Genomic DNA, 16,983 nt, shown 5'->3' with positions numbered 1-16,983 from the left:
CTTGCTTCTTCCGTGGCTCACGGCGCCTACCCCTGTTCGAAACCTCACTGTACACGCTCGCCGCCGGGAGCCTGTTCATCACAACCATTCATACAACGCGCTTGCCGGCACGTTCCCGTAACGGCAACGGGCCCACAGTCAATCGGCAGCACACTTGCTGCGACAGAGAATCGAAATGAACAGCGTCGCCGAACAGAACAGGAATGACCGCTCCAACGCTTCCGCTGAAGCAGAACAGCCCGTGCAGCAGAGGCAGGTCGAGGGGGGCGAGCCCAGCGCGGAGGAGCCTGGCCGGCAAGGCGAACAACAGCAGCAGGACAAGAAGGATCGTAGCGATTCGAATCCAACGGACGAAAAGAAAGGCGGTCCCGGCGGTGATACGCGCCGCTGAATAACAGGAGGAGCCGCGCGCCGCGCGGCTGCTTCCGCGCAGCAGACAGGGAGCGCGCATGTCCTCGCAAAGCCAGGCGATCAGCCTGATGACCAAGATCATGTACCAGTGCCGCCCGGAGAGAACGACGACGATGGCGCAATGCCGTTGCTGCGATGCGCCCAGTCCTGGCGGGATGGAGTGCGCACGGTGCCTGACCGGAAGGCTTGGCGAAACGATTCACAATCGTGGCGCAGCGTTCGGCTGGCTGGAGTCGTTCCGCAGGGTCCAGCAGGACGAAGCACACGTATTCGAATGCGCAAAGCGTGCCGATGCGGCATCTTCCTAGGCGTCGCATCCAGACCTGACATCGCGCAGGCGTATGCTCGGGTCATCCAGGAGCACGCCATGACTTTTCCGATCTGCATCTACGATAGAACGGGCACGGGGCTCCGGCTGCCCACGGGGTGGTGGATCGACCTTCAGTCCGATCTGCCCGCACTGGTGAACGGCGCCGCACGTATCGACCTTCCGCGCTCTTCGAAAGACGAGCATCCACGCTTGGATCCAGAGGTCCTGAGGGACCTTTTCCGGCGCATCGGGGGTTCGCAGTGGCTAGGTTGAATCCGGTGCGTTCCCTGGGAGTGCGCTGGCTGTTCTTCCGTCTTCGCAACGGCCAATCCATCAGTCCCGCCAGGTTGATGTCCGTCTGGTCCGAGGCTGCCGAATCCCATGAGTGCGCCGTGCGCCGCGAGATCATCGACGGCGCAGGCTACGTCTATGCCCTGTACGCGCCCAACAGCCTGCTTTCCCCCCGGCGTGTGGAGCTGCGCATGAGAGCGCTGCTGGAGGAGGCGGGCTACGCCTTCACGATGGGTAGCCTGGCAGGGCGTCACCCCGGCGACGGTTGAGGCGCGGCGCTGGGGCGCCGGCCGGACAGTCCATGTGTCGCTCTCATTCGGGGCCATCAGGCTCCAGAGGTTCGTCAGGTGCGGGATCGAAGAGCGCCAGCATCCGTTCCCGCCGGCACTGTTCGAGCCAGTGGTGCCATATCTCCACCTCGTCCATCAGCCCCGTGGCACCGCACGCGGGGCACGTGAGCGTCGTGCCCAATGGACTCGTCTTGAGGCCCTCGTCCTGAGTCATTAATGAGCGCAAGCCGCAGCTCTTGCAGGTCGATCGCAACTGATCGAGGCGAACGATGGCGCCATTGCGCGCAAGAAGGGGCTGGATCGCGTGGATCCGGAAGGCATTGGGAGGATGCATGGCCGTGTCGTCTGGGGCTGGACACGGGAGCAAAGGATTCTGCGCCGGAGAAGAGCCGTGAGAGCGCAGTGTGCTTTGTTGGAGGTTAACCCTTCATCAAGGTGCACACCGCGCGCCATGATTGGCCTGAAATCCCACGGCTGCAATCGTGCACTGACGTGGACGCCGGCGCTCGTCCGGTGCCGGCCCTGCCTCTGGGCAGGAAGGGCTCCGCCATCACAACGGAGCCCCGTACACTCACTTTTCCTGCAGGAACGTCAGCAGGTCCTGGTTGACCTTGTCCTTGTGGGTGTCGGTAAGGCCGTGCGGCGCACCCGGGTAGACAATCAGCTTTGCGCCCTTGATGAGCTTCGCCGATTGGCGGCCTGAGATATCGATCGGCACGATCTGGTCGTCGTCACCGTGGATGACCAGGGTGGGCACATCGAATTTCTTCAGGTCTGCGCGGAAATCGGTGGCCGAGAACGCGGCGATCGAGTCGTAGGTGTTCTTGTGGCCGCCCTGCATGCCCTGTGCCCACCACGCATCGATCAGCCCCTGCGACACCTTCGCGCCCGGGCGGTTGAAGCCATAGAACGGGCCCGACGGAATGTCCTTGTACAGCTGCGCGCGGTTATCCATCTGTGCCTTGCGGATGCCATCGAACACTTCGATCGGCAGGCCGTTCGGGTTGTCGGCGGTCTTCAGCATGAACGGCGGCACCGAGCTGATCAGCACGGCCTTCTTCACCCGCCCGGTGCCATGCCGGCCGATGTAGCGCGCCACTTCGCCGCCACCGGTGGAGAAGCCCACCAGGGTCACATCGTGCAGGTCCAGCGTATTGATCACCGTGGCCAGGTCATCGGCGTAGTGATCCATGTCGTTGCCATCCCACGGCTGGCTGGAACGGCCGTGGCCGCGACGGTCATGGGCAATGACGCGGTAGCCGTGGTTGGCCAGGAAGATCATCTGCGATTCCCAGCTGTCCGAGTTCAACGGCCAGCCGTGGCTGAAGGTCACGACCGGGCCGTTCTTCGGGCCCCAGTCCTTGTAGTACAGCTGCACGCCATCGGCGGTGGTGATGTAGCTGGCGGTGCGCGCGATGCTGGTGACTGCCGCCGGCGTGGCCGGTTCGGCGGCCTGCGCGGACAGGCCGGCCTGGACCGAGAGGGCGAGGGTGGCAACGGCCAGGGTACGGGCGAAGGTGTTCATGCGGGAACTCTCATGGGTGGGTGGTGAGACGTACTTTGCGCCAGCAATCAGGCATCTGGGATATGACAAGTCCGAATTTCTTGATAGATCGTCCTGCTTGCGCGGACCCACAGTGGGGTCGACTGGATGATCATCCGAAGCTGCCCGACCTGGACCTGCGCACTACCGAACGAGCCAGAGGCGCTTGCGATGGTGACATTGCAGCCGGTTCTGCATTGCTTCCCGGAACGCAACATGACGTACCCCTTCACGGAGCTACCGCACCTGCGGCGTGCTGCCTAGGCTGATCCCACACGGCACCTGCCGTGTTCCGGGCCCATTGCCCGCGCAGTGGCCCGTCTTCCCATGAACTCCGCAGCGCTGGCCTGCCAGGCAACCGTGCCCTGGCAATGTCACGGCCTGCGCCATGGGCAAGCGCCCGGATACGTTCGCGCCAGCCTTGCATTGCTGCCCGCCAAATGGCTCTTCGTGGAGATCCCTCATGTTCAGTATGGAAAACACCGCCGCGCCCATTGCTCCCGCCCTCGATGAACTGGTGCCCTCGCGCTACGCCCTGAAAGTGGGCGACGTCGAGGTGCTGGTGATCAGCGATGGCGTCCTGCCGTTGCCCACCCAGATGCTCGGCCACAACGTGCCGGCCGCCGACCGTGCCGAATGGTTCGAAGAGATGTACCTGCCGCAGGATGCCTTCGACTGGGCATTGAACGTGATGGTGGTGCACAGCGGTGATCGCACCATCCTCATCGATGCCGGCCTGGGCATGGACCCGGACCTGCAGCTGCCGCGCGCCGGCCAGCTGATCCGCCGCCTCGGTGCCGCCGGCATCAACCTGGGCGAAATCACCGACGTGGTGATTACCCACATGCACATGGACCACGTCGGCGGCCTGCTGGTTGAAGGCGTAAAGGAACGGCTGCGCCCGGACCTGAAAATCCACGTCGCAGCCGCGGAAGTGGAGTTCTGGAAGTCGCCGGACTTCAGCCGTACCAACATGCCGCAGGGCTTCCCCGATGCACTGCGCGCCACGGCCAAGCACTTCTGGGCCGAGTACAGCAGCTATGTGCACACCTTCCAGGACGAACAGCAGATCGCGCCGGGCGTGACGGCCCGCCGTACCGGTGGGCATACCCCGGGCCACTGCGTGGTGCGCGTAGCGTCCGCGGGGCAGGCCCTGACCTTTGCCGGTGACGCGGTGTTCGCGGTCGGCTTCGACCAGCCGAACTGGCACAACGGCTTCGAGCACGACCCGGAGGAATCCGCACGCGTTCGCATTGCTCTGCTGAAGGAACTGGCCGGCACCGGTGAAATGCTGGTGGCCACGCATCTTCCGTTCCCGTCAGTGGGCCGGGTGTCGCTGGAGGGCGAGACTTTCCGCTGGGTGCCGGTGTTCTGGGACTTCTGATCGGATCCTGCGGATACAGCGCAAGCAGAAGTTTTCGACGGGGCGCATCGGCGCCCCGCTCGAATCCCGCAAGGGCGGCCGGCAACGGACGCCATCCCTGGCTGGCGTGGAACTACTGGATGGCGATAGGGCGAGCCAACCGCTGCAGCTTGCGCGGGTTGCGCTGCACCAGAACCTGCGTGATCCGCTCGCCATCGGTCTCGAAGGCCATCGCCGCCTCCAGCTCGCCATCGAAATAGCGCAGCAGTCCCAGCCGTCCGTTGAGCATGGCCGGTACCATCCGCAACTGCGCGCTGCGCCGCAGGTGCGGGGCATACAGCAGCTGGGCAATGCGTGCGCCCCCGACCATCGGCCCTGGGAAGCTGGTGACGATACCGCCGCCGTCACCCACCAGCTCGGCCGATTCGGCCATCAACGCCTTCATCGTGCGGAAATCGCCACTGGATGCAGCCTCGGCGAAGCGGCGCAGCAGTTTCTGGTGCACGTCCTGCGGGACGTTGTAGCGCGGGCGCTCCTGCCTGAGCTGCTGGCGCGCGCGATGCACGATCTGCCGGCAGGCGGCCTCTGTCTTGTCCAGGGTGCGCGCAACCACCGCGTAATCCTGATCGAACACATCGTGCAGCAGGAAAGCCGCACGCGCATCCGGGGCCAACCGTTCCAGCACACTGAGGAAGGCGACCGACAGATCGCTGGCGGTTTCCAGCACGTACTCGGGCGTGGCGGTGTCATCGGTCAGCAGCGGCTCGGGCAACCACATGCCCACATAGTGTTCGCGCGCATGCCGGGCCAGGCGCAGGCCATCAATGGCGCGACGGGTGGTGGTCGCCACCAGCCAGGCTTCCGGATTCTCGATCTGTGACTGGTCGGTGCCATGCCAGCGCAGCCAGACATCCTGCACCACGTCTTCGGCTTCGTGCGAAGACCCAAGCATGCGGTAGGCCACGCCGAACAGGCGTGGGCGGAGGCGTGAGAACAGCGCAGTGGATTCGTCCATGCCAGCGTAGACGGGACAGGTCCCCGGATTGTGACACCCGGGAACCTGTCGTTGGTGCCAGCGCCGGACGTGCGATCAGTGCGGCGGCAGCACCGCCGGCTTGCCGATGTCCTTGATCAGGAACACCACGAACTTCGCCGGCTCGGTGGCGCTGGCGTTGCGGCCTACGGTGTGCAGATCGGCCGGGCCTTCATGGAAGGCCTCGCCCGGGCCAAGGGTGACTTCCTTGCCGCCGGCCACACCCATCACGATCCGCCCTTCCAGGACATAGACGAAGCCATGGGCATCGTGGCGGTGGACAGGATCGGCGCCACCCGGCGGATACTCCACGGTAAGGATCAGCGCTTCCTTGCCGGGCTGCTCCGGCAGGGCGCGGGTCATCACCTCGCGCACCAGGGGCTCGGGCGCAGCAGAGGGCGGGGTGGCGGCAGCGCCGCACAGTGGCAGCAGCGCAAACAGGGCCAGAACAGAACGACGCATGGCAGGTCTCCAAAGCGGTAGAGCAGGGCCGCAGCATGGGGCAGCGGCGGAAGGATCAGGCCAGGCCGGCCTTCTCCAGGCCAAAGACTGCGTCCAGGGTGCCGGGCGTGGTACGGAAGGCAACGTTGGCGCGGTTCCAGGCGTTGATCGCCATCACCGCGTGGGTCAGGTCGACAATTTCCTGATCGGACAGCTGGCCGCGCACGCGTGCGTACAGCTCGTCGGGCACGCCCTGCGCCGGCAGCTGGGTCAGTACTTCGGTCCAGGCCAGGCAGGCGCGCTCGCGCGGGCTGAACAGCGTTGATTCACGCCATGCCGCCAGGTGATGCAGGCGCAGCGGACGCTCGCCGCGCAGGGTGGCTTCCTTCACGTGCATGTCCAGGCAGAAGCCACAGCCGTTGAGCTGCGATGCACGGATGTTGACCAGATCGATGATGGCCGCTTCGATCGAGGCGGTGTGGGCGGCATGCGAGTACAGGCCGAGCTTCTTGAACAATTCGGGGGATTGCGCGGCGTAATCCAGGCGTGCGGTCATGGTGTGTTCCTGTAGCGTGTGAAGGGCACAGCGAGGCTAGGCCTGCATTCGCAATGCCGGTAGGCGGGGGCCGGGCCGCACGCTGTTGCATGAAAAGCACCAATGTCCTGTCACAGCGGCCGATGCTCGGCCGTCTGCCGGGCATGGACACCTCATCGCACCTGCGCACCGCATCGCGCCCTGCCAGCGAACAGGTCTGGCAGGCCTTCCTCACCGCATTGCGCGAACTGCCGCCCGATGCACGTGCGGTACTGTTGCTGCACGACGTGCTGGGTGCCGGATTCGAGGACATCGTGCCCCTGCTGGGGCTCGATCTTGCCGCGTGCAGGCAACGGTTGAAGCTGGCGCGGAGCCACCTGCACGCACAACGTGCCCGCCCGGAGCCAGGCCACCCATGAACGCCTCAACGCCCCGCCTGGCCAGCGACGGCCACGATGCGCTCAATGCGTCCTTCTCCACCAGCTACGCCGGCGTGCTGGCCTTCATTGCAGTGGCGTCCGAGGGCAGCTTCGCGCGCGCGGCCGACCGCCTCGGCATCGGCCGCTCGGCCGTCAGCCGCAGCGTGCAGAAGCTGGAAAGCCAGCTGGGCGTGCGGTTGTTCCTGCGCACCACGCGCTCGACCACGCTCACCCGCGAAGGCGAGCTGTTCCTGGAGGGCTGCAACCCGGGCGTGACCTGCATCCTGCAGGCGCTGGAGGAAATGCGCGACCTGCGCGAGGGCCCGCCGCGCGGGCACCTGCGCATCAGTGCCAGCCACGGCTTCGGCCGTCGGGTGATTGCGCCCTTGCTGGCAGCCTTCCGTGCCGAGTACCCGCAGGTATCCGTGGAGCTGCTGCTGGACGAGCAGGCCCCCGACCTGGCCGGTGATCGCATCGACGTGGCGTTTCGCGACGGCCTACTGGAAGACAGCCAAGTGATTGCCAAGCAGCTGGTGCCGATGCAGCTGGTCGTATGTGCATCACCGGCGTACGCGCAGGTGCACGGCCTTCCCGCGTCGGTGGACACGCTGCCCACGCATGCCTGCATCGGGCGGCGCCTGCCGGGCGGACGCATGCAGCCCTGGGAATTCCGTGTCGACGGTGCCGAAGTACACCTTCAGCCGCCTGCTGCACTGGTGTTCAACGATGCCGACCTGGCCCTGCAGGCCGTCATCGACGGGCTGGGCATCGCCCAGCTGCCCAGCTATCAGGTGCGTGAAGCGCTGTGGGCGGGCAGGGTGGTGACCTGCCTGGATCGGCATGCGCCGCTCGATCGCGGCCACTACCTGTGCTACCTCAGCCGCCGCCAGCTGCCCAAGCGCGTGCGTGCCTTCATCGACTTCAGCACGCAGCGGGTGCGCGCGCTCGAACTGGATGTGATCTCGCACTGGGAAGCACGCCAGCAGGCCACCCCTCTGAAGCCAGGCGCACAGCCTGCCTTGGCCTGAGCGTACTGGTGCGTGCCGGGCAACAGTGCGCGGCCGGTCACGGACCTACTGCCTCGCGCCCGCGCCACCTACGATGCCTGCGCCCGGCCACACCCGGCAGCCCCTCTACATACCAGGAGACACGCAATGAAGTTCCTCGTCATCGGTGGTACCGGCCGCATCGGCAGCAAGGTGGTGGAGCGCCTGCGTGTCGCCGGGCATGCGGTCGTGGTGGCAGCGCCCTCCACCGGGGTGGATGTACTGACCGGCGAGGGCCTGGATGCCGCCATGGACGGCGTCGACGTGGTGGTGGACCTGGCCAACTCGCCCTCGTTCGAAGACGCAGCAGTGCTTTCGTTCTTCGTGACCGCCGGCCACAACATACTTGCGGCCGCCACCCGTGCCGGCGTGCGCCACCATGTCGCGCTTTCTGTTGTGGGCACCGACAAGCTTGCCGCCAGTGGCTACTTCCGCGGCAAGATCGCCCAGGAGCGGCTGATCCGCGACTCGGGCCTGCCGTACACCATCATCCATTCCACGCAGTTCTTCGAGTTCCTGCCGGGCATCATCCAGTCCGCCGGCGACGGGACGGCCGTGCGGCTGCCGGCCGCCGACGTGCAGCCGATTGCCGCCGAGGATGTTGCCGAAGCGGTGGCACGCATCGCGCAGCAGGCGCCAGCCAATGGAGTGCTGGAGATCGCCGGGCCGCAGCGCAGCGCGATGGCGGATCTGGCCAGGCGCTATCTGCAACTGACGGGTGATTCCCGGCAGGTGGTGGCGGACGCCGATGCACTGTACTTCGGCGCGCCGCTGCAGACCGAGACGCTGGTGCCCGCGGGCCACGCGTGGCTGGGGCAGGTCGATTTCGAAGCCTGGCTGCAGCAGTCCGGTCTGTTGCAGCGGCAGCCTGCCTGAGCGGCGAATCGATCGCCTGCCGCAGCTGCGTTTGATGGAGCCGTGCAATGACCGAGCTGAAGCCGCCTTCGCCTGCCATGCTGGACCGCTACCAGGGCGACGACGTGAAGCCGCTGTACACCGGCCGCGTGCGGGTGAGCGGAGGCCAGGCCCAGCATGGGCGGGCGTCCGGCGTCGTGCGATCGGACGACGGTGCACTGGCGGTGGACCTGCGCCTGCCGCCGGAGCTCGGCGGGCCTGGCGGCGGCGCCAATCCCGAGCAGCTGCTGGCTGCGGGCTATGCCGGCTGCTTCCACGGCGCCATGGTGCTGGTGGCCGCGCGCGCCGGCCTGCTGCTGCACAACCCCAGCATCGAAGTGGCGGTCACCTTCGCCCGTGATCCAGCAGATGGGCTGTACCTGCTGTCGGCCGAGATCGTGGTACATCTTCCCGGCATGGATGAGAACCTGGCCTGCGAACTCGTTCGCAACACCGAACGCGTCTGCCCATACGCCAAGATGTTCCATCGTGGCGTCAGCCATGCGGTGCATGTGCGGGTCGGCCCGCAGGCTTCGCCTCTGTAGAGTCGAGCCATGCTCGACCATGGGAAGTGGCAACTCAGACAAGCCCGCCGTAGTTGGCCTGCAGGCTGGGAATGAGTCCGGGTGTCTTTGAAAGGGCTGGATGCAGTCGATTTCTTCGGACTTGCTACAACATGTTCTTCTGGCACTCAGGCTGGTTGCCTGCCTCGGTAGGGTCGTACATTTCGCCGACTTCACAGATCTGTACCCCGCAGATGGGCATAGTGGCCCTTCGGTAGTGTGAGCGCGTCCATCCAGCCACGGGGTTTCCCCGAACGCCAGGAGGTCACTGTGCCAAGTTGTGATGAAGGAATGAAGTTGACGCGTCGCCAGGTGATCGCCGGCGGCGTCACGACCGTGGCAATGTCCGCCGCACCGGGGGCATCATCGCTCGCCGCCGAACTGGCCGCGCCCCCGCCGCCCAGGCCGCCGGTCATCAGCACGGTGGCCTTCACCGTCAACGGCAAGCGGCGGGAGCTTGAACTCGACACCCGGACCACGCTGCTCGATGCCCTGCGCGAACATCTGAAGCTGACCGGGACCAAGAAGGGCTGCGATCACGGTCAATGCGGTGCCTGTACCGTGCTGGTCAACGGTGAGCGCATCAATGCCTGCCTCAGCCTGGCGGTGCAGCACCAGGGCGATGCCATCACCACCATCGAAGGCCTCGGAACCCCCGATGACCTGCATCCGATGCAGGCCGCCTTCATCAAGCATGATGGCTACCAGTGCGGGTATTGCACGCCGGGGCAGATCTGTTCGGCGGTGGCGGTACTGGACGAGATCAAGCGGGGTGTGCCCAGCCATGTGCAGGCGGATGTCAGCGCACGCCCCCGGGCCACCAACATGGAAATGCGCGAACGCATGAGCGGCAACCTCTGCCGTTGCGGCGCCTATTCCAACATTGCCGAGGCGATGGCAGAGGTCGCTGGCGTGACCTCTGCAGGGAGGCGCTCATGAGGGCCTTCAGTTACGAACGCGCGAAATCCCCGGCCGAGGCCGCCAGGGCCGTCGCCGGTACCGAGGGCGCGAAATTCCTGGCTGGAGGGACCAATCTGCTCGACCTGATGAAGCTGGAGGTCGAGACGCCAGCGCACCTGGTCGACGTGCAGGACATCGGCCTGGACAGGATCGAACCCACCGACGAGGGCGGCCTGCGCATCGGTACGCTGGTCACCAATACCGCACTGGCCTCGCATGAGCGCGTGCGGCGCGACTACGCGGTGCTGACCCGCGCGATCGTGGCAGGTGCGTCCGGGCAGTTGCGCAACAAGGCCACAACCGGCGGCAACCTGCTGCAGCGCACGCGCTGCCCGTATTTCTACGACCCCAATCTGCCCTGCAACAAGCGCCTGCCCGGATCCGGCTGCGGCGCACTCGAGGGGTTCTCCCGGCAGATGGGCGTGATCGGCACCTCGGACAGCTGCATCGCGACCTATCCGGGCGACATGGCGGTGGCCCTGCGGGTGCTGGACGCCTCGATCCAGACCGTCAGGGGTGACGGCAGTACGCGCAGCATCCCGATTGCCGATTTCCATCGTTCCCCCGGCGACAAGCCGCAGCAGGACAACGTGCTGCAGCGCGGTGAGCTGATCACCCACGTCACGCTGCCGAAGCCCCTGGGCGGTCGGCACGTGTACCACAAGGTGCGTGACCGCGCGTCCTATGCGTTCGCACTGGTGTCGGTCGCCGCGGTCGTGCAGCGTGACGGCTCGGCGCGGTTCGCCTTCGGTGGAGTTGCGCCGAAGCCGTGGCGCGTCGAGGCAGCCGAACCGCTGCTGCGCGACGGCGTAAAGGCCGCGGCCCGGCAGGTGTTCGCCGGTGCCCGTCCGACGCGGGAGAACGCGTTCAAGATCGCGCTCGCCGAGCGCACCCTCGCGGCGGTGCTGGTGGAAGGAGAGCGCTGATGCCCCTTGAATTCAACGCCCCCGCCGGCGACAACCTGTTCGACAAGGCCAAGGTCGTCGGCAAGTCGACGCCGCGCATCGACGGTCCACGCAAGACCACCGGTACCGCCCCCTATGCCTACGAGCGCCATGACGTGGCGCCGAACCAGGCCTACGGCTACATCGTCGGTGCGGGCATCGGCAAGGGGCGCATCATTTCGATGGATGCCTCCCGCGCACGTGCCGCGCCCGGCGTACTGGCGGTCATCACCGCACCGGAGACCAAGCCGGTCGGCAAATCGAACTGGAACAATGCGCCGCTGTTCGGCGGACCCGAGGTGGCCCACTACCACCAGGCCATCGCCTGCGTGGTGGCAGAGACCTTCGAGCAGGCCCGCGCCGCCGCGGCGCTGATCCGCACCCGCTACGAGCGCGGCAAGGGGCGCTTCGATTTCCCCGCCCTGGCGCCTTCCGCGCCGCTGGCAAAGGGGCGCGGTGGCAAGCCCGACCGGCAGACGCTCGGCGATTTCGACACCGCCTACGCGAGCGCCGCGGTCAAGCTCGACGAGACTTACCACACCTCCGACGAAAGTCATTCGATGATGGAGCCGCACGCCACCATCGCCGCCTGGGAGGGTGACACGCTCACGCTGTGGACGGCGAACCAGATGATCGACTGGGCCAGGCAGGGCATGGCGGCGATCCTCGGCATTGATCCTGCCAAGGTGCGTGTGGACTCGCCCTACATCGGCGGCGGCTTCGGCGGCAAGCTGTTCATCCGTGCCGACGCGGTGCTGGCCGCGTTGGCGGCCAAGCAGATCGGGCGGCCGGTGAAGATCGCGCTGCAACGCCCGTTGATGCCCAACAACACCACCCACCGGCACGCGACAATTCAACGCATCCGGATCGGCTGCGCAAAGGACGGCCGGATCTCCGCCATCGCCCATGAGAACTGGTCGGGCAACATCAACGGCGAGGATGGCGAAAACGGCACCCTGCAGACGCCCAAGCTCTATGCAGGCGCCAACCGCCTGGTCGCCAACTACATCGCCACGCTCGACATGCCCGAAGGCAATGCGATGCGCGCACCGGGCGAAGCACCCGGCCACATGGCGCTGGAAGTGGCGATGGACGAAATGGCCGAGAAGCTGGGCCTCGACCCGATCGCGTTCCGCATCCTCAACGAGCCCGAGGTGGTACCCGGCGATCCGTCCAAGAAGTTCTCCGACCGCAACCTGGTGCGCTGCCTGCGCGAAGGCGCGGAGCGCTTCAACTGGAACAAGCGCAACCCCAGGCCGGCGCAGGTCAGGGAAGGGGACTGGCTGGTCGGCATGGGCGTGTCTGCGGGCTATCGCGGCGCACCGACGATGAAGTCGGCGGCGCGGGTCCGGCTTGACGGCCAGGGCGGGGTGATTGTCGAGACCGACATGACCGACATCGGCACCGGCTCCTACACGATCATCGCGCAGACGGCAGCCGAGACCATGGGCGTGCCGCTGGAGCGGGTCCAGGTGACCCTCGGAGACTCCCGTCATCCCGCCTCCGCTGGTTCCGGCGGCCAGTGGGGCGCGGCAAGCTCCACCGCAGGCGTGTACGCGGCGTGCGTCAGCCTGCGCCGCAAGGTGGGCGAGAAACTGGGCTTCGACGGCGACACCGCAGACTTCGCCAATGGCCGCATCCAGGCGGGTGGGCGGACGATCAAGCTGGCGGAGGCGGGGACACTGTCGGCGGAGGACGGCATTGCCTTCGGCGACTTCAAGCAAGGCTACGACGTCGGCACCTATGCAGGGCATTTCTGCGAGGTTGCCGTGCATGCCTACACGGGAGAGACGCGCATCCGCCGCATGCTTGCCGTATGCGATGGCGGCCGGATCCTCAATCCGCTCTCCGCACGCAGCCAGGTCATCGGCGGGATGGTGATGGGGGCGGGCGCGACCCTGATGGAGGAGCTGGTGGTCGACAAACGGCTGGGCTTGTTCATCAACCATGACCTGGCCGGCTACGAGGTTCCCGTGCACGCCGACATCCCGTACCAGGAAGTGGTCTTCCTCGACACGCTGGATCCGGTGATCTCGCCGATGAAGGCCAAGGGTGTGGGCGAACTGGGCATCTGCGGGGTCGGCGCCGCGATCGCCAATGCGGTCTACAACGCAACCGGCGTGCGCGTGCGCAACTATCCCATTACCCTGGACAAGCTGCTGCCCGGCTTGCCCGACGTGGGTTGACCCTTGCGCATGGACCGACCCGCAGCCTCGCCCACTCTGGAGGCCTCCGCCGCAGGCGGAGGGGAGCCCGGCGATCTTGCCGAGCACCTGTCGGCAGCGCCGGGCTTCCTCGCCGAAGGCAGCCCGCGCGGCGTACTCGAGACGGCCTTGACGCGCGTGCGCGCGGGGGAGCACGCCGTGCTCGCGCTGGTGCTGGAAACCGATGGCTCCACCTACGCCGGTGCCGGCGACATGGTGCTGTTCTGCAACGGCAGCCAGGTCGGCTGGCTGAGCGGCGGATGCCTGGAGCCCGAGCTCGCGCGACGCGCGGAGCAGGTGAGCGCGGCAGGGCGGGTCGACTGGATCGAGATCGACACCCGCAGTGACGACGACCTGTTGAGCGGGTCCGCGCTCGGGTGCCGCGGCCGGCTGCGGATTGCGCTCCTGCCATTGCGTGCCATGGCCGGCATCGACGACGTCATCGAGGCTTGGTTGCGCGAGGGTGTGTCACTCCAGCGCGACCTTCGCACGTCGGGGCAGGTCATTTTCCGTGGCGGCCATCACGAGCAGGCGTGGCAGCTGCATCCGATGGAGGGTACGCAGCCCTTTGGCGAGGGCGAATGGCATTTGCCGTTGCCCCGGCTTCCGCGGGCCCTGGTGTTGGGGGGCGGTCCGGAAACGCCCTTCCTGGTTCCGTTGCTGCGGGGCCTGGGGTGGCGGGTCAGCGTGGCCGAACGGCGAGCGCGCTGGGCCTCAGCCGGGCAGTGCGCAGATGCGCATCTTCAGACCAGCCCGGCCGAGGCCCTTCATGGCGACCCGTGCGACGCGGTACTGGTGATGCATCACGATTTCGAACTGGACCGGGAGGCGCTGGTGGCCCTGGCTGATACCAACGTCGCGTTCATTGGACTGCTGGGGCCACGGCGAAGGCGCGAGGACCTGTTCAAGCTGCTGACACCGGAACAGCGCCACCGCCTGTCCCCGAGACTTCGGTCACCGGTCGGCCTGAGCATCGGCGGCCGGGGGCCAGAGGCGATTTCGCTCAGCGTCGCCGCGCAGCTGCAGCAATGGCGAAGCGCGCACGGCAGGTGACTGACGCGCATGCGGTTGTCGTGCTGGCTGCCGGCGGGAGCACCCGGCTCGGCCAGCCCAAGCAGCTTCTGACCCGGCAGGGCGAGACCCTGGTACATCGCGTGGTGCGGTTGGCGCGCGAGGTCGCGCCATCGCAGGTCCTGGTTGTGGTGGGCGCGAACGCACAGGCCGTGACATCCAGCATTGCCGGGCTGGATGCCACACCGGTAACCAACCCCCACTGGGAACGCGGCCTGGCGAGCAGCCTGCAGGTTGCCGGCGCACACCTGCTGCCCACGGTGACTGCGGTGATGGTCGTGGCATGCGACCAGCCCGCAATCGAGCGCTCCCATCTGCAGGCGCTGCTTTCCGGTGCCCGAGCCTCGGCGTCAGGGTGCGCGGGCACCCGCCACGGAAATGTGCTTGGCATTCCTGCAGTAGTGCCGCGCGCATGGTTCAATCAAGTGGGTGCAACCGGTGACCGCGGCTTTGGAGCGCGCCTGCGGCAACTTCCTGTCGATACGGTGCATGTCCTACAGGCACCGGAACTGGGCCTGGATATCGATACGCCAGAAGATCTTGCGCGTGTGCGCGATGCGGGCTGGATCGATGCCGAGGTCGAGTCGCACGATCACGGTGCCAACGCCCGTCAAGCAGATGACTAGCGGCAGAGCCGGAGCCCGAACCCTCGCTGCCCGCAGCCCTGTAGAGTCGGGCCATGCTCGACTACGGCACGCCACATCGCGCCCCATCAGGCACATCACTGGCAAGAATCTGCAGCACCCGATCCAACAGAACAGGCTCCGGCACGCCAGCCAGTACCTGCTCCAGGTAATCCAACGGCTCCAACTGCCATTCGAGGAACGCCCGCAACCGCATAACGGCAGGCGCCCGCTGCCTCGCGTCCAGTGAGACCTGCAACAGCAGATGTTGCGGGCGCCTCTCCAGCCACAGCACGGGTATGCCTCGGCAATGAACCTGGAACTCGGCATCTCGATGCCGCTCAACGAACTGGAAGCCCTGTCGTGGCCGAGCCTCCACGAACTGCATGGCTTGGCGGCGCAACTGCAGAAAGCGATCGCCGGGGATGCTGTGGAAACCGATAGGCGAGGGCTTGGGCGGTGCCAGCCACTGCGTCTGTGCCGCAACCACCACCACAAGACAGAGCGCGGTGGCCGCCCAGCGCCACCAGGCCACTCAGCCCTCCGGATGCAGTCGGGTACTGGCGTGTGCGGTAAGGCCGATTCCGGCCATGATCAGCCCCTCCATCACGCGCGGGCCAACGTACTGCTCCAGCTCGCCATTTTCGCGGGCGCGCTGCGCGGCCAGCAGAATCTCCAGGACCACGCGAAGCCCGGCCAGCGAGCAATCGGTATCCGCCAAGGCGATGCGTCGGCCGGGCATCTGGTGGCGCTCCGGCCAGGGCTGACCATCGGAGGCGGCGCCGGCGCCGATGCTGTGCAGCAGGGCGATGAGGGTGTTCGGGTCCAGCGCAGGGCCATTCGCAGGCGCGTCGTGGATCGGGTGCGGGGTAGGGGAGTGGGGCTGGTTCATGGCAGGGCTCCTTGCGCGCATGCAGAAGCCGCCACCGATAAAGGTGGCGGACGGTGCGTGGTTCGAAACCCCGTGTGTGGATGACCGGGCAGGCGCAAGGCCTCCACGCACCGCCCGCCATAGCCGACTGACGGATTGCCAGCCGGCACCGCGCGAAGCAGTGCCGGCTGGCAAGTGCGAGCAACATCCACACAACCGGGGTTTCGAATCCCGACCACCGATGCACGGTGGCAGGGCAAGGAATACGCGGACCTATGCGTGATGCCAATGCAGTAGGGCCGATGCCGTCACCACTTTCAACATTTTCAGAATCGTTGCATATGGCGCAATGAAGCTGGAGCGTTGCGCTGCAACGCTATCGACCATGTCGGTGGTGCAGCTCTGCGCGCTGTCGCCATCCGCCCGGTGGGGCTGTGAGCAAGACAGATGCGACATGCCTGTCCAGCAATGCGCTTCCGATTGCGTGTGACGCGTCACGTTAATGCGTGAAATCTGCGAAGTAAGGCGCTGCATGTCACCATGTGGCGGGGCGGATCATCAGCACAATGCCCCTTGGTACCTCATGGACACATCCGCCCAAGAAGGTTTTCATGTCTGGCATGACTGACGGACAGCAACTACGCAACGCGCAATGGGGCAAGGTGTCGCGCCTGTTCAAGCCTGCGTTGATCATTAGCGCGGCGCTGGCGGCAAGCGCAGAAACGCTCTATCGCACAGGGGTATACCCGCGAGCCATCTTCGAGGCGGGCAGCGCTGATGCTCGAACCTGGTTGTATGTGGCATTGATGTACCTGATCGCCTTTCCAGTACTGTTTCTTTGGATGAGGCGACTGCTCGCAGGCTACCCCATGCCATGGAACCCGCCACTCAAGCGCTGGTTGCTGGGCGCGTTCTCCCTGATCCTCTGCAGCGGAATGATCATGCTGCCGGTCATCGTGCTGACTGTTGGAGGCATTGCTGCAGGTCGCGGCAAAGGGCTGTATCAGCTGTTCACCGGCAGCCTCTTCGGCACATTCCTTGTGGGAACGGTGCTCGCCTACGGAGCGGCCCTGGGTGCATGGCTGCTGTTTGTCGGAACCCCCAAGCTGCTCTTCCCCAAGCTGGGCTCGCGCTAGGCCCCTGCCATAGCTTCCTGGAAGTCCCGATGTTC

General features: G+C 66.3%; 21 protein-coding genes. 14 read left to right on the top strand and 7 right to left on the bottom strand.

Annotated features, from left to right (window positions below; translation table 11 throughout):
• The first annotated feature begins 175 nt into the window (after positions 1 to 175).
• The 3 genes from N5E02_RS00585 (at position 176) to N5E02_RS00575 (ending at position 1,281) form a co-directional block, all read left to right on the top strand.
• Positions 176 to 391 (top strand): hypothetical protein, encoded by a 216-nt coding sequence (locus N5E02_RS00585; protein WP_164230085.1) that lies wholly within the window; start codon positions 176 to 178, stop codon positions 389 to 391.
• A gap of 58 nt (positions 392 to 449) precedes the next feature.
• Positions 450 to 719 (top strand): hypothetical protein, encoded by a 270-nt coding sequence (locus N5E02_RS00580; protein ID WP_005416562.1) that lies wholly within the window; start codon positions 450 to 452, stop codon positions 717 to 719.
• Between the two features lie 280 nt (positions 720 to 999).
• Positions 1,000 to 1,281 (top strand): hypothetical protein, encoded by a 282-nt coding sequence (locus tag N5E02_RS00575; protein ID WP_065186742.1) that lies wholly within the window; start codon positions 1,000 to 1,002, stop codon positions 1,279 to 1,281.
• Between the two features lie 43 nt (positions 1,282 to 1,324).
• Here N5E02_RS00575 and N5E02_RS00570 read toward each other — a convergent pair whose 3' ends face one another.
• Both N5E02_RS00570 and N5E02_RS00565 read right to left on the bottom strand, forming a co-directional pair.
• Positions 1,325 to 1,636 carry a hypothetical protein gene (locus N5E02_RS00570; protein ID WP_065186741.1) on the bottom strand — a complete coding sequence of 104 codons (312 nt, stop codon included), beginning with the start codon at positions 1,634 to 1,636 and terminating at the stop codon, positions 1,325 to 1,327.
• Positions 1,637 to 1,873: 237 nt separating this feature from the next.
• Complete coding sequence (locus tag N5E02_RS00565; RefSeq protein ID WP_065186740.1) at positions 1,874 to 2,827, bottom strand: alpha/beta hydrolase; 954 nt, start codon at positions 2,825 to 2,827, stop codon at positions 1,874 to 1,876.
• A gap of 481 nt (positions 2,828 to 3,308) precedes the next feature.
• Between N5E02_RS00565 and N5E02_RS00560 the strand changes: the two genes are divergently transcribed.
• Positions 3,309 to 4,229 carry an MBL fold metallo-hydrolase gene (locus N5E02_RS00560; RefSeq protein ID WP_065186739.1) on the top strand — a complete coding sequence of 307 codons (921 nt, stop codon included), beginning with the start codon at positions 3,309 to 3,311 and terminating at the stop codon, positions 4,227 to 4,229.
• 112 nt (positions 4,230 to 4,341) lie between these two features.
• Here N5E02_RS00560 and N5E02_RS00555 read toward each other — a convergent pair whose 3' ends face one another.
• The 3 genes from N5E02_RS00555 to N5E02_RS00545 form a co-directional block, all read right to left on the bottom strand.
• Positions 4,342 to 5,223 carry an RNA polymerase sigma-70 factor gene (locus N5E02_RS00555; RefSeq protein ID WP_065186738.1) on the bottom strand — a complete coding sequence of 294 codons (882 nt, stop codon included), beginning with the start codon at positions 5,221 to 5,223 and terminating at the stop codon, positions 4,342 to 4,344.
• Positions 5,224 to 5,298: 75 nt separating this feature from the next.
• The gene (locus tag N5E02_RS00550) at positions 5,299 to 5,703 is read right to left on the bottom strand and encodes a cupin domain-containing protein (RefSeq protein WP_065186737.1); all 405 of its coding nucleotides are present in this window, start codon (positions 5,701 to 5,703) and stop codon (positions 5,299 to 5,301) included.
• Between the two features lie 55 nt (positions 5,704 to 5,758).
• Positions 5,759 to 6,238 carry a carboxymuconolactone decarboxylase family protein gene (locus tag N5E02_RS00545; RefSeq protein ID WP_065196282.1) on the bottom strand — a complete coding sequence of 160 codons (480 nt, stop codon included), beginning with the start codon at positions 6,236 to 6,238 and terminating at the stop codon, positions 5,759 to 5,761.
• 89 nt (positions 6,239 to 6,327) lie between these two features.
• On the opposite strand from N5E02_RS00545, the gene N5E02_RS00540 reads away from it, so the two are divergent.
• From N5E02_RS00540 to N5E02_RS00500, 9 genes are all read left to right on the top strand, one after another.
• Positions 6,328 to 6,636: a sigma factor-like helix-turn-helix DNA-binding protein gene (locus N5E02_RS00540; RefSeq protein WP_065186736.1), complete on the top strand. Its 309-nt coding sequence runs from the start codon at positions 6,328 to 6,330 to the stop codon at positions 6,634 to 6,636.
• Positions 6,633 to 7,664 (top strand): LysR family transcriptional regulator, encoded by a 1,032-nt coding sequence (locus tag N5E02_RS00535; protein ID WP_065186735.1) that lies wholly within the window; start codon positions 6,633 to 6,635, stop codon positions 7,662 to 7,664. Before N5E02_RS00540 ends, N5E02_RS00535 begins: the two co-directional genes overlap by 4 nt.
• Before the next feature lie 126 nt (positions 7,665 to 7,790).
• The gene (locus tag N5E02_RS00530; protein ID WP_005416551.1) at positions 7,791 to 8,558 is read left to right on the top strand and encodes an SDR family oxidoreductase; all 768 of its coding nucleotides are present in this window, start codon (positions 7,791 to 7,793) and stop codon (positions 8,556 to 8,558) included.
• A 47-nt stretch (positions 8,559 to 8,605) separates the two neighbouring features.
• Entirely contained in the window at positions 8,606 to 9,121 is a 516-nt protein-coding gene (locus N5E02_RS00525) for an Ohr family peroxiredoxin (protein WP_065186733.1), read from the top strand.
• Between the two features lie 309 nt (positions 9,122 to 9,430).
• On the top strand, positions 9,431 to 10,078 hold the full coding sequence (gene paoA, locus N5E02_RS00520) for an aldehyde dehydrogenase iron-sulfur subunit PaoA (RefSeq protein WP_188238594.1): 648 nt from the start codon (positions 9,431 to 9,433) through the stop codon (positions 10,076 to 10,078).
• On the top strand, positions 10,075 to 11,025 hold the full coding sequence (locus N5E02_RS00515) for a xanthine dehydrogenase family protein subunit M (RefSeq protein ID WP_188238595.1): 951 nt from the start codon (positions 10,075 to 10,077) through the stop codon (positions 11,023 to 11,025). Before paoA ends, N5E02_RS00515 begins: the two co-directional genes overlap by 4 nt.
• Positions 11,025 to 13,229 (top strand): aldehyde oxidoreductase molybdenum-binding subunit PaoC, encoded by a 2,205-nt coding sequence (gene paoC / locus N5E02_RS00510; RefSeq protein ID WP_188238596.1) that lies wholly within the window; start codon positions 11,025 to 11,027, stop codon positions 13,227 to 13,229. The genes N5E02_RS00515 and paoC overlap by 1 nt, the downstream gene beginning before the upstream one ends.
• 9 nt (positions 13,230 to 13,238) lie before the next feature.
• Positions 13,239 to 14,300 (top strand): XdhC/CoxI family protein, encoded by a 1,062-nt coding sequence (locus tag N5E02_RS00505; protein ID WP_188238597.1) that lies wholly within the window; start codon positions 13,239 to 13,241, stop codon positions 14,298 to 14,300.
• A complete protein-coding gene (locus N5E02_RS00500; protein WP_188238598.1) occupies positions 14,276 to 14,944 on the top strand; it encodes a nucleotidyltransferase family protein in 669 nt (222 codons plus the stop codon). The genes N5E02_RS00505 and N5E02_RS00500 overlap by 25 nt, the downstream gene beginning before the upstream one ends.
• A gap of 61 nt (positions 14,945 to 15,005) precedes the next feature.
• Here the strand turns inward: N5E02_RS00500 and N5E02_RS00495 are convergent, their stop codons facing one another.
• Entirely contained in the window at positions 15,006 to 15,476 is a 471-nt protein-coding gene (locus tag N5E02_RS00495; protein WP_171956061.1) for a hypothetical protein, read from the bottom strand.
• Complete coding sequence (locus tag N5E02_RS00490) at positions 15,477 to 15,833, bottom strand: hypothetical protein (protein ID WP_150826611.1); 357 nt, start codon at positions 15,831 to 15,833, stop codon at positions 15,477 to 15,479.
• A gap of 590 nt (positions 15,834 to 16,423) precedes the next feature.
• Between N5E02_RS00490 and N5E02_RS00485 the strand changes: the two genes are divergently transcribed.
• Entirely contained in the window at positions 16,424 to 16,948 is a 525-nt protein-coding gene (locus N5E02_RS00485) for a transporter (protein WP_188238599.1), read from the top strand.
• Positions 16,949 to 16,983 lie beyond the last annotated feature (35 nt).

This window comes from Stenotrophomonas sp. GD03777, from assembly GCF_029842485.1.
Lineage (GTDB): Bacteria > Pseudomonadota > Gammaproteobacteria > Xanthomonadales > Xanthomonadaceae > Stenotrophomonas > Stenotrophomonas sepilia.
This window is presented reverse-complemented; position numbering and strand designations above follow the sequence as displayed.

Bases quoted from the DNA above. Each gene is read 5' to 3' on its own strand.
- N5E02_RS00585 (WP_164230085.1), top strand. From the start codon at position 176: ATGAACAGCGTCGCCGAACAGAACAGGAATGACCGCTCCAACGCTTCC.
- N5E02_RS00580 (WP_005416562.1), top strand. From the start codon at position 450: ATGTCCTCGCAAAGCCAGGCGATCAGCCTGATGACCAAGATCATGTAC.
- N5E02_RS00570 (WP_065186741.1), bottom strand. From the start codon at position 1,636: ATGCATCCTCCCAATGCCTTCCGGATCCACGCGATCCAGCCCCTTCTT.
- N5E02_RS00565 (WP_065186740.1), bottom strand. From the start codon at position 2,827: ATGAACACCTTCGCCCGTACCCTGGCCGTTGCCACCCTCGCCCTCTCG.
- N5E02_RS00560 (WP_065186739.1), top strand. From the start codon at position 3,309: ATGTTCAGTATGGAAAACACCGCCGCGCCCATTGCTCCCGCCCTCGAT.
- N5E02_RS00555 (WP_065186738.1), bottom strand. From the start codon at position 5,223: ATGGACGAATCCACTGCGCTGTTCTCACGCCTCCGCCCACGCCTGTTC.
- N5E02_RS00550 (WP_065186737.1), bottom strand. From the start codon at position 5,703: ATGCGTCGTTCTGTTCTGGCCCTGTTTGCGCTGCTGCCACTGTGCGGC.
- N5E02_RS00545 (WP_065196282.1), bottom strand. From the start codon at position 6,238: ATGACCGCACGCCTGGATTACGCCGCGCAATCCCCCGAATTGTTCAAG.
- N5E02_RS00540 (WP_065186736.1), top strand. From the start codon at position 6,328: ATGAAAAGCACCAATGTCCTGTCACAGCGGCCGATGCTCGGCCGTCTG.
- N5E02_RS00535 (WP_065186735.1), top strand. From the start codon at position 6,633: ATGAACGCCTCAACGCCCCGCCTGGCCAGCGACGGCCACGATGCGCTC.
- N5E02_RS00530 (WP_005416551.1), top strand. From the start codon at position 7,791: ATGAAGTTCCTCGTCATCGGTGGTACCGGCCGCATCGGCAGCAAGGTG.
- N5E02_RS00525 (WP_065186733.1), top strand. From the start codon at position 8,606: ATGACCGAGCTGAAGCCGCCTTCGCCTGCCATGCTGGACCGCTACCAG.
- paoA (WP_188238594.1), top strand. From the start codon at position 9,431: ATGAAGTTGACGCGTCGCCAGGTGATCGCCGGCGGCGTCACGACCGTG.
- N5E02_RS00515 (WP_188238595.1), top strand. From the start codon at position 10,075: ATGAGGGCCTTCAGTTACGAACGCGCGAAATCCCCGGCCGAGGCCGCC.
- paoC (WP_188238596.1), top strand. From the start codon at position 11,025: ATGCCCCTTGAATTCAACGCCCCCGCCGGCGACAACCTGTTCGACAAG.
- N5E02_RS00505 (WP_188238597.1), top strand. From the start codon at position 13,239: ATGGACCGACCCGCAGCCTCGCCCACTCTGGAGGCCTCCGCCGCAGGC.
- N5E02_RS00500 (WP_188238598.1), top strand. From the start codon at position 14,276: ATGGCGAAGCGCGCACGGCAGGTGACTGACGCGCATGCGGTTGTCGTG.
- N5E02_RS00490 (WP_150826611.1), bottom strand. From the start codon at position 15,833: ATGAACCAGCCCCACTCCCCTACCCCGCACCCGATCCACGACGCGCCT.
- N5E02_RS00485 (WP_188238599.1), top strand. From the start codon at position 16,424: ATGTCTGGCATGACTGACGGACAGCAACTACGCAACGCGCAATGGGGC.